This is a genomic window from Gluconacetobacter johannae (assembly GCF_014174305.1).
Lineage (GTDB): Bacteria > Pseudomonadota > Alphaproteobacteria > Acetobacterales > Acetobacteraceae > Gluconacetobacter > Gluconacetobacter johannae.
In genome coordinates this window covers 223,219-237,117 of sequence record NZ_JABEQH010000001.1, presented here as the reverse complement: position 1 = coordinate 237,117, position 13,899 = coordinate 223,219, and the positions used below count along the sequence as shown (strand labels likewise).

Annotated in this window: 12 protein-coding genes; 2 read left to right on the top strand and 10 right to left on the bottom strand. The window is 68.1% G+C overall.

Annotated features, from left to right (window positions below; genetic code table 11):
• Window positions 1-28 precede the first annotated feature (28 nt).
• Window positions 29-1,024 carry a Tim44 domain-containing protein gene (locus HLH21_RS01100; RefSeq protein WP_182940371.1) on the top strand — a complete coding sequence of 332 codons (996 nt, stop codon included), beginning with the start codon at window positions 29-31 and terminating at the stop codon, window positions 1,022-1,024.
• Between the two features lie 32 nt (window positions 1,025-1,056).
• On the opposite strand, the gene HLH21_RS01095 is transcribed toward HLH21_RS01100, so the two are convergent.
• The 8 genes from HLH21_RS01095 to uvrB form a co-directional block, all read right to left on the bottom strand.
• Window positions 1,057-1,197 (bottom strand): hypothetical protein, encoded by a 141-nt coding sequence (locus HLH21_RS01095; RefSeq protein WP_182940370.1) that lies wholly within the window; start codon window positions 1,195-1,197, stop codon window positions 1,057-1,059.
• A gap of 115 nt (window positions 1,198-1,312) precedes the next feature.
• Window positions 1,313-2,257: a heme o synthase gene (gene cyoE, locus HLH21_RS01090; protein ID WP_182940369.1), complete on the bottom strand. Its 945-nt coding sequence runs from the start codon at window positions 2,255-2,257 to the stop codon at window positions 1,313-1,315.
• Entirely contained in the window at window positions 2,254-3,639 is a 1,386-nt protein-coding gene (locus HLH21_RS01085; protein WP_182940368.1) for a cbb3-type cytochrome c oxidase subunit I, read from the bottom strand. Before HLH21_RS01085 ends, cyoE begins: the two co-directional genes overlap by 4 nt.
• A gap of 151 nt (window positions 3,640-3,790) precedes the next feature.
• Entirely contained in the window at window positions 3,791-4,522 is a 732-nt protein-coding gene (locus HLH21_RS01080; RefSeq protein ID WP_182940367.1) for a class I SAM-dependent methyltransferase, read from the bottom strand.
• Window positions 4,523-4,800: 278 nt separating this feature from the next.
• On the bottom strand, window positions 4,801-5,799 hold the full coding sequence (gene gshB / locus HLH21_RS01070) for a glutathione synthase (protein ID WP_182940365.1): 999 nt from the start codon (window positions 5,797-5,799) through the stop codon (window positions 4,801-4,803).
• 92 nt (window positions 5,800-5,891) lie between these two features.
• Window positions 5,892-6,470 carry a transcription elongation factor GreB gene (greB, locus tag HLH21_RS01065; RefSeq protein WP_182940364.1) on the bottom strand — a complete coding sequence of 193 codons (579 nt, stop codon included), beginning with the start codon at window positions 6,468-6,470 and terminating at the stop codon, window positions 5,892-5,894.
• A gap of 16 nt (window positions 6,471-6,486) precedes the next feature.
• Entirely contained in the window at window positions 6,487-7,374 is an 888-nt protein-coding gene (locus HLH21_RS01060; protein WP_182940363.1) for an aldose 1-epimerase, read from the bottom strand.
• A 42-nt stretch (window positions 7,375-7,416) separates the two neighbouring features.
• A complete protein-coding gene (gene uvrB, locus HLH21_RS01055) occupies window positions 7,417-9,672 on the bottom strand; it encodes an excinuclease ABC subunit UvrB (protein ID WP_182940362.1) in 2,256 nt (751 codons plus the stop codon).
• Window positions 9,673-9,791: 119 nt separating this feature from the next.
• On the opposite strand from uvrB, the gene HLH21_RS01050 reads away from it, so the two are divergent.
• Complete coding sequence (locus tag HLH21_RS01050) at window positions 9,792-10,604, top strand: exonuclease domain-containing protein (RefSeq protein ID WP_182940361.1); 813 nt, start codon at window positions 9,792-9,794, stop codon at window positions 10,602-10,604.
• Window positions 10,605-10,620: 16 nt separating this feature from the next.
• On the opposite strand, the gene HLH21_RS01045 is transcribed toward HLH21_RS01050, so the two are convergent.
• The gene (locus tag HLH21_RS01045) at window positions 10,621-12,006 is read right to left on the bottom strand and encodes an ABC1 kinase family protein (RefSeq protein ID WP_182940360.1); all 1,386 of its coding nucleotides are present in this window, start codon (window positions 12,004-12,006) and stop codon (window positions 10,621-10,623) included.
• Window positions 11,987-13,855 carry a M3 family oligoendopeptidase gene (locus HLH21_RS01040; RefSeq protein WP_182940359.1) on the bottom strand — a complete coding sequence of 623 codons (1,869 nt, stop codon included), beginning with the start codon at window positions 13,853-13,855 and terminating at the stop codon, window positions 11,987-11,989. Before HLH21_RS01040 ends, HLH21_RS01045 begins: the two co-directional genes overlap by 20 nt.
• Window positions 13,856-13,899 lie beyond the last annotated feature (44 nt).

Here is a 13,899-nt window from a genome sequence, read left to right as displayed (position 1 = left end):
CGGCAAGCACAGGAATAAGCTGACACCCATGACCAGAACGACCAAGACCGTCGTTTCCCGCCCGGCGCGCCGGACGTCCGTCCTGCTGCTGGGGGCGGCCCTTGCCCTGCTGCCGTTGACGGGCATGTCGCATCGCGCGGACGCCCGTCCGGGCGGCGGTTCGTCGTTCGGCAGCCGGGGGTCGCGTACCTACAGCGCACCGCCGCCGACAGCAACCTCGCCTTATGGCGGCACGCCGATGCAGCGTTCCATTACGCCACAGTCGCCCGGACCGGGCTATGGCGGGTACGGCGCGGCCGCGCCCTCGGCCTTTCCGCGTTCGCCCTACGGCACCCCCTATGCCGCGATGAGCCGGCCGCATCCGTTCGCCAACGGCTTCCTGGGCGGCCTGCTGGGTGCCGGCCTGTTCGGCGTGCTGTTCGGCCACGGGATCGCGGGCGGCCTGCACGGGGGCGGCAGCTTCCTGGGCTTCCTGATCCAGATCCTGCTGCTGGGCCTGCTGATCGGGTGGCTGGTCCGCCGGTTCGGCGGCGGCAGGCGCACCGCCGCGCCGATGCCGGCGGGTGCATATGGCCAGGGGGCGTACGGCCAGGGCATGCCCGGCCCGGCCTCGGCGCAGGTCACGATCACGCCCGACGATTATCGTGCGTTCCAGAGGCTGCTGCTGGACATCCAGGCCGCCTGGAGCCAGCAGAACCTGCCGGCCCTGCAACACATGGCCACGCCGGAAATGGTTGGGTATTTCAACGCCCAGCTTTCGGACCTGGCCAGCCGGGGGGCACGCAACGTCGTTTCGGACGTGCGGTTCGAACAGGGCGACCTGTCCGAAGCCTGGAGCGAGAACGGGGCCGACTACGCCACCGTCGCCATCCGCTATTCGATGGTGGACATCACCACCAACATGACCGGACATGTCATCGACGGCAGTTCCACCGAACGGGTCACGGCGACGGAACTGTGGACCTTCGTGCGGCCGTCGCGCGGCGGCGCATGGCTGCTGTCGGCCATCCAGCAGACCCGCTGACCGGAAGCCGGGGGCCGGTGTGAAACCGGCCCTTACATCCGGACCAGGGCCAACCCGTAAAACACGGCGGCCAGGGCGATCAGCGTGACCGCGACGCCATAGATGCGTCCCTTGTGGCGGCGGGCGTATTCCGTCGCCTCGCCGGGCGACAGGATGGCGGGCTGGCGCGTCATCGTCTTCGTCTCCGTCTTCCGGATCAGGGCTCTCGGCCCTTGGAAACCAGTCTGTCGATCCATGATCGGGGTCCAGGGCCTCAGGCCCTGGTGGGTTCGGGCAACCCCGACTTAATCAGCCTATCAGGAAATGATCGGCCAGAAGGCCGCAGAACAGCAGGAACAGATAGGCCAGCGAGTAGCGGAACGCGCGACGCGCGGGACCGTCCCCGGTCAGGCTCACCCCGTTGTCGTCCTGGCGGTCCAGCAGAACCCGGACGGCGCTGTAGACGAACCCGGCATCCAGCAGAGACGCCGTGGCGGTATAAAGCCAGCCCGACAGATGCATGACCGACGGAACCAGCGAGACCGCCGACAGGATCAGCGTATACCACAGGATCTGCCAGCGCGTATGCCGCGCGCCCCGGACGACCGGCAGCATGGGAATGCCCGCGCGGCCGTAATCCTTGCAGGCATACAGCGACAGCGACCAGAAATGGGGCGGCGTCCAGAGGAAGACGATGGCGAACATCACCACCGGCAGCACGTCGATCGACCCGGTTGCGGCCGCCCAGCCGATCATCGGCGGAAACGCCCCGGCAGCGCCGCCGATCACGATGTTCTGCGGCGTCGAGCGCTTGAGCCACATCGTATAGATCACGGCGTAGAAGAAGATCGAGAACGCCAGCACGAACGCGGCCAGCGCATTGGTCGCCAGCCACATCAGCAGCACCGAGGCCACCGACAGGCCGATGCCAAAACCCAGCGCCTCGTCCGCCCTGATGCGACCGTCCGGGATCGGCCGGGTCGCGGTACGCGTCATCACCGCGTCGATATCGCGGTCGTACCACATGTTGATCGCACCGGCGGCGCCCGAGGCCATGCAGATGCACAGGATGCTGACGGCCGCGACCAGCGGGTTCATCCCGCCCGGCGCCATGGCCAGCCCCGCCGCGCCGGTGAACACCACCAGCGAGATGACGCGTGGCTTGAGCAGGGCGAACCAGTCCCTTGCCTCGGTCCCCACCACCGCCGCGCTGAACCGCGCGTCGGGGTCGGCCACGGATAGTCCGGCGCTCATGCCCGCGCCCCATAGGCGGGGAAATCGGTGAAGGAATGGTGCGGCGCGGGCGACGGCAGGGACCATTCCAGGGTCCGTGCGCCGGCCCCCCAGTAATTGCCCCCGATCGCCTGGGTGCCCCGCCGCAGGGTCACGGCGATCACGGCAATGAAGGTCAGCATGGACAGGCCCAGCAATGCCGCCCCCAGCAGCGCGCAGGCCAGCTGATGGGGCACGAGGCACAGCAGCGTGCCCGCCGCCGCCAGGGCGACGTGCAGCCGCCCGCCCGCCTCGGGGCAGGCATGGCCCGACATCTTGCCGACCCAGTAATAGAAACCCGCGAAGGTGGCGAACAGCGCCGCCGGCAGCGCCACCGCGTGCCCGTCGGCCGCGCCCGACAGGGCCGACAGCACCGGCCCCACCACAAGCAGCCCGACAAAGGCGCAGGCCCACAGCATCGGCACGCGCAACACCGGCCGCCCACCGGCGATGGTGCTGCCCCAGGCCACCAGCAGGGCCAGCATCGGCGCCATGACGGCCATCTGTTCGATCATCGGGCGCGTTCCGGCCGCCGCCGCCAGACCGGCCGCGAACATATCATGCGTCCAGACGGTGGCGCCCCCCACGGACATGACCGCCATCGCGCCCAGGGCAACCCGGCGCAGGCGCATGGGAACGCCCGAAAACGTCTCGATGACCTGGCAGACGATCCCCGACGCCGGCAGCAGCAGCAGCGCGATCTCGGGGCCCGAAAAGGCCCGCAGCGCCAGATCGACATCCCGCAGGCCGGTCCCCGCCAGCACCCCCTTCGTCAGGGCGGCAGCCAGGACGGGCAGCACGATGACCATCATCATGGCCGTCAGCGCCTGCGCCCAGACGAACAGCGGCATGTCGCCCAGCGACAGCCCGGCGCGACGCATGTTCAGCACCGTGGCCACCATGTTGATCGACAGGCCCAGCATCGCGGCGCACCACAGCAGGGTCGCCCATTGCGGCAGCGACGACCCCGCCCCCGACGGCACGCCGGACAGCAGCATCAGGAAACTGGCGGTGACGCCGGCCCAGCACAGCAGGTTCAACCGCGGAAACGCCATGGAGGGCGCCCCCAGCAGCAGCGGCACGAACCAGCTTCCGAAACCGCCGACCAGCGCCGGCAGGGCGCAGAACATGACCATCATCGCGCCATGGTCGATGGCGACGCGATCCCACGGGCCCGACACCGGCCGGGGCAGGTCCGCCTGGCCCAGTTGCAGCAGCAGGGCCAGCCCCCCGCCCACAAGCCCGGCAAGGACAGCAAGCGCCAGATACAGGGTCCCGATGTCCTTATGGCCGGATGCGCGGACACATCGCGCCAGAAAGCCGCCGGTTCCGATGTCCATCCGAACCTGCCCTTCTGTCGGCATTCGCCTGTTCTCCTGCGGTAACGGACCGCCCGGGGCGGTCTTCCTGAAATCGCGGATACTTTACTCCCACGATCAGGGAATGACGACCCCCGACCGCCGTCGCATCAGGCATGACCGTTATTCGGGTCCCGCCGGGCGGCGGGCGCGGCGGTCAGGCGACCAGCGCCTCGACCGGCTGCAACTCGCCGTCGCGGCGCAGCGACACCAGCGTGAACAGGCCGGCGGGCGGGACCGGCCGGATGGTGGCCTGCGCCAGGTCGGCCGGCGGCAACAGCGATTCGATGGCGAAATCGGGGTGCCAGCCCAGCGAGCGCGACGCCCGCGCCATGCCGCGTTCCACCGCCAGGCGCACGCCGCCGGTCGCCAGGAAATGGTTCACGAACAGGATATGGCCACCCGGACGGACCACCCGCTTCAGCTCGCACAGCAGGCGGCGGGGATGGGGCACCACCGATGCCACGAACATCGCCACGGCAATGTCGAACGACGCATCGGCGAAGCGCGTTTCCTCGGCGTCCATTTCCAGCAGGGCATCGACATTACGCAGGTTCATCCGGGCGACGCGCTGGCGCGCGCGATCCAGCATGTCGCCCGACAGGTCGATGCCGGTGATGCGCTTGTCGGACCGGTAGTGCGGCAGGGCCAGGCCGGTGCCCACCCCGACTTCCAGCACCGCCGTCCCCGGCAGGGCATTGACCGCCGCCACCGCGCGCTTGCGTCCGAAGGCGGAAACACCGCCGAACAAGGTGTCGTAGACGCCCGCCCAGCGGCGATAGGCGGCCTTGACCGCCTCGGCGTCCAGTGCGGTACGTGGGGTCGGCACGCAACCGCCCGCCACCCCGGTACCCGTCTCGGCGGGTGCTTCTTGAAGAACTTCGCTCATCAGGCTTCCTCTCTGCCCTGCCGGGCGGCTGTCTTCAAGTGGCAGTCGATCCAATGTACGCTTGCGCACGGAAATGACCTGTCCTCCCGCCTGTCACGGTGAAGACCACGGGGAATGTCGCGCATGCCGTCGCTAAGATCGTTCCTGATCGTCCTGAGCAGCATCCTCTGGTGCGGACTCGTCATTTTCCATTGGCGCAGGGCGCTATGGGAATGGGTCGACAACCGCTTCATCCGCGAAGATCCCATGCCGGAAAAAACGCGCCCGCCCTCACAGGATCAGACCTGACCCGCCAGGCGACGCAGGATGCAATCCCAGATCAGGCCGGCGGAACTGATCCCGTCGAACCGGTCGATTTCCTGCAGGCCGGTCGGCGAGGTCACATTGATTTCCGTCAACCAGTCGCCGATGACGTCGATTCCCACGAAGATCAGGCCGCGTTCGCGCAGCATGGGGCCAATGGCGGCGCAGATCTCGCGATCGCGGGCGGTCAGTTCGACCTTCACCGCGCGGCCGCCCACATGCATGTTCGACCGGGCTTCGCCCTCGGCCGGCACCCGATTGATCGCGCCGATCGGCTCGCCGTCGGCCAGGATGATCCGCTTGTCGCCGCGCCGGACGGCAGGTTCGTACCGCTGGATCATCAACGGCTCGCGCGAGCGGGCGAAATGCATCTCCAGCAGGGAATTCAGGTTTTCGTCATCCTCGCGCAGGCGGAACACGCCGGCCCCGCCGTTGCCGAACAGCGGCTTGACGATGATGTCGCGCCATTCGGCCCTGAAATCGCGGATCGCCTGGACGTCCCATGTCACCAGGGTGGGCGGCATCAGGTCGGGATAATGCGTGACCAGCAGCTTTTCCGGCGCGTTGCGGACCGATTCCGGGTCATTCACCACCAGCGCGCGGCCGGGGCCCGTGCCATGCACATGTTCGAGCATATGCGTCGCGGTGATGTAGGCCATGTCGAACGGCGGGTCCTGCCGCATCAGGATCACGTCCATGTCCGACAGGTCCAGGATCTGCTCCTCGCCCAGGATGGCATGGTCGCCGGCCACGCGCTGCACGCGCGCCGGACGCGCCCGGGCCGTCAGGCGTTCGGCGCGCGCGCCGCCCACACGCGTCTGTCCCTCGCGCAGGCTCAGGCCCTGGACCTGGTAGACGAACAGGTCATAGCCCCGCGCCTGTGCCTCCAGCATCAGGGCGAAGGTCGAATCGCCGTTGATGTCGATCCCGCCAAGCGGGTCCATCTGAACGGCAACCTTCAACGGGCGGGACATGGACGAAACCTCCGGACGCGATTCGGGCATGGGATGACGGCGCCCGTCATCCGCCCCTGCCTTTTAGTCGAGTTTCGGGACACTGAGAAACCTCATACCGCCGCCACCGCCGCACGCCGGTCCGGCACATCGCACGCAGGGTAGGCAATCCGCAGGATTTCGATCATTTCCGGGCCGGACGGGGTCAGCAGCCGGACCTCGTCGCCCACCCGTCCGCCCAGCAGCGCGCGGGCCACCGGCGACGCCAGGCTGACCTGGCCGGCGGCCAGATCGGCCTCGTCCACGCCGACGATGGAGACAGTCCGCTCCTCGTCCGCTTCGGTCACGTAGGATACGGTCGCGCCGAAGAACACCCGGTCGCGCTGCGTCTGGGCAGCGGGATCGACCACGATGGCGTTCTCGACCCGTCGGGTCAGGAAGCGCACCCGGCGATCAATCTCGCGCAGGCGCTTCTTGCCGTAGAGATAATCCCCGTTTTCCGAACGGTCGCCATTGCCGGCCGCCCACGACACGATATCGACGATCCTGGGCCGTTCCTCGCGCAGCAGCGCGGCCAGTTCCGCGCGCATCGCCGTCATGCCCGCCGGGGTGACGTAGCGCGACACGCCGTCCAGCCGGCGCGGGACATCGTCCTCGTCATTCGCATCGTCAGGCGTCTCGTCGTGCGTCATGGGGCGGCATTCTGCCTCAGCACGCCGTCAGCACAAAGCGGATATGTCCTTCCAGCTTCGCGCCGGGGGCCAGCACGCGCACGCCGCGATCGACGATGCCCGGATGGTTCAGCCCGTCGTTCATGTTCGAGACCGGTTCGACCGCGATGTAGGGTTTATCCGGCGGGGTGAACAGGACCAGATGGCGGAAGGGCTCGTCGGCCTCGACCGTCAGGGCCAGCCCCTCGTTCGGCCAGCGCAGGAAGGCGGCGCCCGGCCATTCGGCATAGCAGTTGTCGATCGCCTGCCCGTCGATCGCGCGCATATGCTCGAACGACCACGCGCCCGTGGCCGGCACGCGCAGCGACGGCAGGTTCCGCTCGTCGCTGGTCCAGACGGTGTCGGCGGAAAACCCCAGGCGCAGCCCGCTGCGGCGGGGAAAATAGGGGTGGAATCCCATCCCCACGGGTTGCGGCCGGCTGTCGGTATTTTCGATCAGCATGCCGATCGACAGGCTGTCTTCCCGCAGGTCGAAGCGCAGTTGCGCGCAATAGGCGAACGGCCATTCCACCACCTCCGCGCCATGCGGCGGGTGCCAGGACAGCACCAGGGTCGCGCTGGCATCGGACAGCAGTTCCAGCTCCCAGGCGTGTTCCCACCCGTTGCCGTGGATGGCGTGGGTCTCGCCACCGAAATTGGGCGAGAGCCGGTAGTCCTCCCCTTCGAAATGAAACCGGCCGTCGGCCACGCGATTCGAAAACGGCAGCAGGGGATAGCCCGCGACACGCCGCCCCTTCTGGGCCAGCAGGTTCAGGTCGCGGACGGGATGCAGCAACTGGGTCGCGCCGCTGGTCCAGTGGGCGATCGCCCCGCCCAGGTCGGGCAGCAATCCCAGCCGGGCATTGCCGGCAGCCAGTTCGATCATTCCATCCCTACCTTCTTTTCCGTTGGCGGCCGCGCCGTGACCTCAGCGCGGCGCCCGGCGGCCCCCGCCCGGCCTGCGCGCCCCACGCCCCTTGTCGGGATCGTAACCGCCGCCCCCCGGCCCCAGCGGTTCCGGCCCCTTGCCCTTTCCCCGCCGCGGGGGGCGCCCGGTGCTGCCCGCGACGCCGGCGGTCGATACCGGCGGGGGCGGCGCTTCCAGGCCCAGTTGCAGGGCCTCCAGCCGCTTGATCTCGTCGCGCAGACGCGCGGCGGTTTCGAATTCCAGGTCGGCCGCCGCCGCGCGCATCCGCTTTTCCAGTTCGGCTATGGTGCTGCCCAGATCCCTGCCGACAAATTCGCCGATGGTCTCGCCCTTCACCGGGGCGACGGTCACGTAGTCCTGCTCGAACACCGAGGACAGGGCATCGCCGATGTGCTTGCGGACCGATTGCGGCGTGATGCCGTGGGCCGTGTTCCAGTCCGACTGCTTCTCGCGCCGGCGCGCGGTTTCCTCGATGGCGTAGCGCAGGCTGTCGGTCATCTTGTCGGCATAGAGCAGCACCCGCCCATCCACGTTGCGCGCCGCCCGGCCAATGGTCTGGATCAGCGACGTCCGCGACCGCAGGAACCCTTCCTTGTCCGCGTCCAGGATCGCGACCAGGGAACATTCGGGAATATCCAGCCCCTCGCGCAGCAGGTTGATGCCGATCAGGACATCGAACGCCCCCAGACGCAGGTCGCGGATGATCTCGATCCGTTCCAGCGTATCCACGTCGGAATGCAGGTACCGGACGCGGATCCCGGCCTCGTTCATATAGTCGGTCAGGTCCTCGGCCATCCGCTTGGTCAGGGTGGTGACCAGCACGCGCCCGCCGGCGGCGATGGTCAGCCGGCATTCGGCCAGAAGGTCGTCCACCTGCCGCTCCACCGGCCGCACGTCGGTCACTGGGTCGATCAGGCCGGTCGGGCGGATGACCTGCTCGGCAAACACGCCGCCGACCCGCTCCATCTCCCACGGCCCCGGCGTGGCGCTGACGAACAGCGTCTGCGGGCGGAACTTGTCCCATTCCGCGAATTTCAGCGGCCGGTTGTCCAGGCAGGACGGCAGGCGGAAGCCGAATTCCGACAGGATGGATTTCCGCGCATAGTCGCCCCGTTCCATGCCGCCGATCTGCGGCACGGTGACGTGGCTTTCATCGACGATCAGCAGCGCGTCCTCGGGCAGGTATTCGAACAGGGTCGGCGGCGGCTCGCCCGGCTTGCGCCCGGACAGGTAGCGGGAATAGTTCTCGATTCCCTTGCACACGCCCGTGGTCTCGATCATTTCCAGGTCGAAGGTGGTGCGCTGTTGCAGCCGTTCGGCCTCCAGCAATTTTCCCTCGGCCGTCAGTTCGGCCAGCGTCTGGCGCAATTCGTGCTTGATGCCGATGACGGCCTGGTTCAGCGTCGGGCGCGGCGTCACGTAATGGCTGTTGGCGTAGATGCTGACCTCCTGCAGGTCACCGGTCTTGTCCCCGGTCAGGGGATCGAATTCGGTGATCGCGTCGATCTCGTCCCCGAACAGCGAAATCCGCCAGGCCCGGTCCTCGTTCTGCACGGGGAACACGTCCACGCTCTCGCCCCGGACGCGGAAGGTGCCGCGCTGGAACGCCGCATCGTTGCGCCGGTATTGCAGTTCCACCAGCGCCTTGACCAGCTTGTCGCGGTCGATCTCGCCGCCCGCCTCCAGGCGCACCACCATGCGCGAATAGGTCTCGACCGAGCCGATACCGTAGATGCACGAGACCGAGGCCACGATGATGACGTCGTTGCGTTCCAGCAGCGCCTGGGTCGCCGCGTGGCGCATCCGGTCGATCTGCTCGTTGATCTGGCTGTCTTTCTCGATATAGGTGTCCGACCGGGGCACGTAGGCCTCGGGCTGGTAGTAATCGTAGTAGCTGACGAAATATTCCACCGCATTGTCGGGGAAGAACTGCTTCATCTCGCCGTAAAGCTGCGCCGCCAGGGTCTTGTTCGGGGCCAGGACCAGCGTGGGCTTCTGCGTCGCCTCGATGATCTTGGCCATCGTGAAGGTCTTGCCCGATCCCGTGACACCCAGCAGGACCTGGTCCCGCTCGCCGGCCTCGACACCCGCCACCAGTTCGGAAATCGCCTGCGGCTGGTCCCCCGCCGGTTCGTAGGGCGAGACGATCGACAGCCGTCGCGTCTTTTCCTTGGGCGGCTGACGTTCGGGTTGGAAGGTCACGATGTCTTCCGACGGATCGGGACGGCGCGTCTTCTTTCGGGCGGATGGGGCCATGGCTGTAAAATCTGGCGACTGCCGCGATCCGGCGCAAGGGCCATCGCACGCATGCCCCTCCCCGCCACCACATGCCGATTCGGCCTTGGCTTCCCGGCAGGTCCTCCTACACTGAAAGGATGAGCGCCTCTTCCCCAGATGCCGACGGGCCAGGGGGGTCCATCATCCGCGTCATCGACCTGGAAACCAGCGGCCGCGATGCGTCCGACGGCGGCATCGTGGAAATCGGCTGGCAGGACCTGCGGCGCGCGGCCGACGGGGCATGGGCGCTGTCAGGCCCGCCTTTGGCCCGCCTGACCCATCCGGGCGGCCCCATCACGCCGGCGACCTCGGCGATCCATCACATCACCGACGACGATGTGCGCGACGCCCCGCCGTTCACCACTGTCGCACCCGCGATCCTGCGTCCGCAGGCCCCGCTCGTCGCCTTCGCCGCCCATCGCGCGGCGTTCGAGCAACGTTGGATCCACGGCAGCCTGCCCGCCCCGCGAGGCACGGGGCCACGCTGGATCTGCACCTATAAATGCGCGTTGCGGCTGTGGCCGGACGAGCCGGGTCATTCGAACCAGGGCCTGCGCTATTCCCGCCGCCCCGCCGGACTGGACCGCGCGCTGGGCCATCCGGCCCACCGTGCCGGACCGGATGCCTATGTCACCGCCCACCATCTGCGCGACATGCTCGCCCTCGCGCCGGTCGAGACGTTGCTGCGCTGGTCGCGGGAACCCGCCCTGCTGGTGAAGGTGCCGCACGGCCCGTTGCGCGGACGGCGGATCCGGCAACTGGACCCGCAGGAACTGGACCGCATCCTGCGCGACGACCGGGGACGCAGCCCCGACCTGGCCTTCACAATCCGGACCGAACAGGCCCGCCGGCGCGGCGCGGCGGACGCCGGGACAGCGGATCGACCGGTCCAGCCTTGCCTGCCGCTGTGACAGCCGATTCGGACGTTCAGGATTCGATGGGGGGCGGCACCCGGGCCTCGCGCATGGCGTCCTGCTGGCGGGCGGCAAGCTGCGCCGCATCGAAATCGGCGATCAGTTCCTGGAACATGCGGTACCAGTTCAGCCGCGCGCCCAATCGCAGGAAGACGCTGCCCAGCCCGATCGCGGACCGGTCGACCAGAACGAACTCGCGCGGCGGACGCACGCCGCCCGTGCGCTTCAGCCCCGCATAGACCCGTTCGGCCACGGCGCGGCCGAATTGCGGATCGTCGTCTTCCTGGATCGGGCGGACACGATCCTGCATCAGCGGTTCGTAGATGAAGCGCGCCCATTCGTTCAGCACACGCATCGTCTCGCGCGACATGTTGACGAAGCCCCAGGCCTGGTAGGCCTGATAGGCCAGATCCTCGTCATTCCGCTCCAGCGCGCGATAGAGGTCGATGATCCCCTGCACGAAATGCGGCTGGAAGATGCGGATCGCGCCCAGGTCCAGCAAATTCAGCCCGTAATCGTCCCGCACGGTGAAATTGCCCATATGCGGGTCGCCGTGAATGACCCCGTAGCGGTAAAGCGGCACGTACCACGCATGGAACAGGGCGCGCGCCATCGCATTGCGCTGATCCTGCGACGGGTCGCTGTCCAGGACCGACTGCACGCCCCGCCCGTCCAGCCAGTCCATCGTCAGCAGGCGCCGCGTCGACAGGCCCTCGACCGGCGCGGGCACGCTGACATCCGGCCGGCCGGCCAGCATGGTACGGTACAGGCGCAAATTCGCGGCCTCGCGCGTGTAGTCCAGTTCCTCGCGCAGACGGGCCGTCAGTTCCACCAGCACGTCGTCCTGCTGGATGGTGCTGTCGATCCGGTAATAGAGGCCCACGGCCATGCGGAACTGCCGCAGGTCGGAATCGACCGTGGCCTGCATGTCCGGATATTGCAGCTTGCACGCTACCCGTCGCCCGTCGGGCAGGACGGCGCGATGCACCTGCCCCAGGCTGGCCGCCGCCGCCGCGTCACGCTCGAACGAGCGGAACCGGCGTTCCCAGTCGGGGCCCAGTTCGGTGGCCATGCGGCGGCGCACGAAGCTCCACCCCATCGGGGGGGCATTGGCCTGAAGCTGCGCCAGTTCGATGGCGTATTCCTCGGGCAGCGCGCCGGGGATGGTGGACAGCAGCTGCGCGCCCTTCATCAGCGGGCCTTTCAGGCCGCCGAGAATGGATTTCAGGTCGCCCGCATACGCGCTGTGGTCCGAGCGGATCCCCATCTTGTGCCCGGCGATCCGCGCCGCGATGCCGCCCACCGCGCCGGAGGTACGCACCATCCGGCGGATTTCCCCGAACAGGCCGGTGTTGTCGAGATCCCGTTCTTCCGCCACGTCAGGCACGCTCCAGCTCATCGATAAATCCGGCAATCACGTCCAGCCCCTTGCGCCAGAAGCCGGGGTCGGCGGCATCCAGTCCGAAGGGAGCCAGCAGGTCGCGATGCCGCTTCGTCCCGCCCGCGCGCAGCATGTCCATGTACTTGTCCTGGAAGTCCGGATGTCCGGACCGGAACACACCGTACAGCGCATTCACCAGGCAATCTCCGAACGCATACGCGTAGACGTAGAACGGAGAATGGACGAAATGCGGGACATAGGTCCAGTACACGTCATATTCCGGCGCAAAGGTGAACGCCGGCCCCAGGCTTTCGGCCTGAACCTGCCGCCACAGGGCGCCGAGACGCTCGGGCAGCAGCTCGCCCGACCGCCGTTCGTCATGCACCAGGGTCTCGAACCGGTAGAAGGCGATCTGCCGCACGACGGTGTTGAGCATGTCCTCGACCTTGCCCGCCAGCATCAGGCGGCGGCGGGTCGGGTCGGTTTCGGCGTCCAGCAGGGCGCGGAAGGTCAGCATCTCGCCGAATACGCTGGCGGTTTCGGCCAGGGTCAGCGGGGTGCCCGACATCAGATACCCCTGCGGCGCGGCCAGGACCTGATGCACGCCGTGACCCAGTTCATGCGCCAGCGTCATCACGTCGCGCGTCCGCCCGTGATAGTTCAGCAGCAGGTACGGATGGGCCGACGGCACGGTCGGATGGGCGAAGGCCCCGGACGCCTTGCCCGGCGACGGCACCGCGTCGATCCAGGGACGGTCGAAGAACCGGCGCGCGATCTCGCCCATGCGCGGGTCGAAGCCCTCGTACGCCGACAGGACCTGGCGCGTGGCCTCGTCCCAGGGAATCATGCGGTCGTCGGCCGCCGGCAGCGGGGCGTTGCGGTCCCAATGCTCCAACTTCTCCAGCCCCAGCCATTTCGCCTTCATCAGGTAATAGCGATGCGACAGGCGCGGATAATCGGTGGTGACCGCCTGCACCAGCGCGTCGACGACCTCGTCCTCCACCATGTTGCTGCGGTTGCGGTAGGACCCGGGGCGCGGATAGTGGCGCAGCGAGTCGGAAATCGCCTTGTCCTTGGCCAGCGTGTTGGTAATCAGCGAAAACAGGCGGATATTGTCGCCGAAGACCGTGCCGATGGCCTTCGCCGCGCGCTCGCGCACCGCGCGGTCGGGGTCGGACAGGCGGTTCAGCGCCTCACCCACCGTCAGGTCGCGCCCGTCCAGCGGAATACGCAGCGCGGCCATCGTCTCGTCGAACAGGCGGCACCAGGCCGTGGCCCCGGTCACCGATTTCTCGTGCAGGACCTGTTCGACCTCGTCGGACAATTGATGCGGGCGGAAGACGCGCAGGTCGCGCAGGAACGGCGCCCACACCGCAAGCTGCGGATCGGCCAGCCGCGCCGCCAGATCGTCATCCCCGATCCGGTTCAGCTCCAGCGTGAAGAACAGCAGGTGGGTCGAGATCTCGGTCAGCCGCTCGTTGATCGACTGCGAGAACCGGCCGATTGCCGGATCGGACGAATCGCCCGCGAACAGCAACTGGGCATAGGAGGCCGCCCGCCCCAGGATTTCGTCGATTCGCTGGTATTCGGCGATCGCCTCGGCCAGCGCGGCCGGCGACGCCCCGGCCAGGCGACCCCGCCAGGCGGAGGAAAACGCCTCGGCATCCGACGCGGCCTGGGCCAGGTCGGTACGCAGCCTGTCCGAGTCGCGTCCGTCGTACAGGTCCGACAGGTCCCAGCGCGGCAGGTCGCCCACCGGGGCCGGCGCAGCCCCCTCCCCGCCGTCACGCACCAGGGCCATGCGAACCGGGGCCGCGCGGACCGGGAACCCCTCGACCCACGGGGAAAGAAGCGTCTGTTCAGGCATCGGAGCCCCCAACCTTGCAAGCGTCGCGCATCGGCATGCGGCGA

Bases quoted from the DNA above. Each gene is read 5' to 3' on its own strand.
- HLH21_RS01085 (WP_182940368.1), bottom strand. From the start codon at position 3,639: ATGCCGACAGAAGGGCAGGTTCGGATGGACATCGGAACCGGCGGCTTT.
- HLH21_RS01095 (WP_182940370.1), bottom strand. From the start codon at position 1,197: ATGACGCGCCAGCCCGCCATCCTGTCGCCCGGCGAGGCGACGGAATAC.
- cyoE (WP_182940369.1), bottom strand. From the start codon at position 2,257: ATGAGCGCCGGACTATCCGTGGCCGACCCCGACGCGCGGTTCAGCGCG.
- HLH21_RS01100 (WP_182940371.1), top strand. From the start codon at position 29: ATGACCAGAACGACCAAGACCGTCGTTTCCCGCCCGGCGCGCCGGACG.
- uvrB (WP_182940362.1), bottom strand. From the start codon at position 9,672: ATGGCCCCATCCGCCCGAAAGAAGACGCGCCGTCCCGATCCGTCGGAA.
- HLH21_RS01040 (WP_182940359.1), bottom strand. From the start codon at position 13,855: ATGCCTGAACAGACGCTTCTTTCCCCGTGGGTCGAGGGGTTCCCGGTC.
- greB (WP_182940364.1), bottom strand. From the start codon at position 6,470: ATGACGCACGACGAGACGCCTGACGATGCGAATGACGAGGACGATGTC.
- HLH21_RS01050 (WP_182940361.1), top strand. From the start codon at position 9,792: ATGAGCGCCTCTTCCCCAGATGCCGACGGGCCAGGGGGGTCCATCATC.
- HLH21_RS01080 (WP_182940367.1), bottom strand. From the start codon at position 4,522: ATGAGCGAAGTTCTTCAAGAAGCACCCGCCGAGACGGGTACCGGGGTG.
- HLH21_RS01060 (WP_182940363.1), bottom strand. From the start codon at position 7,374: ATGATCGAACTGGCTGCCGGCAATGCCCGGCTGGGATTGCTGCCCGAC.
- gshB (WP_182940365.1), bottom strand. From the start codon at position 5,799: ATGTCCCGCCCGTTGAAGGTTGCCGTTCAGATGGACCCGCTTGGCGGG.
- HLH21_RS01045 (WP_182940360.1), bottom strand. From the start codon at position 12,006: ATGAGCTGGAGCGTGCCTGACGTGGCGGAAGAACGGGATCTCGACAAC.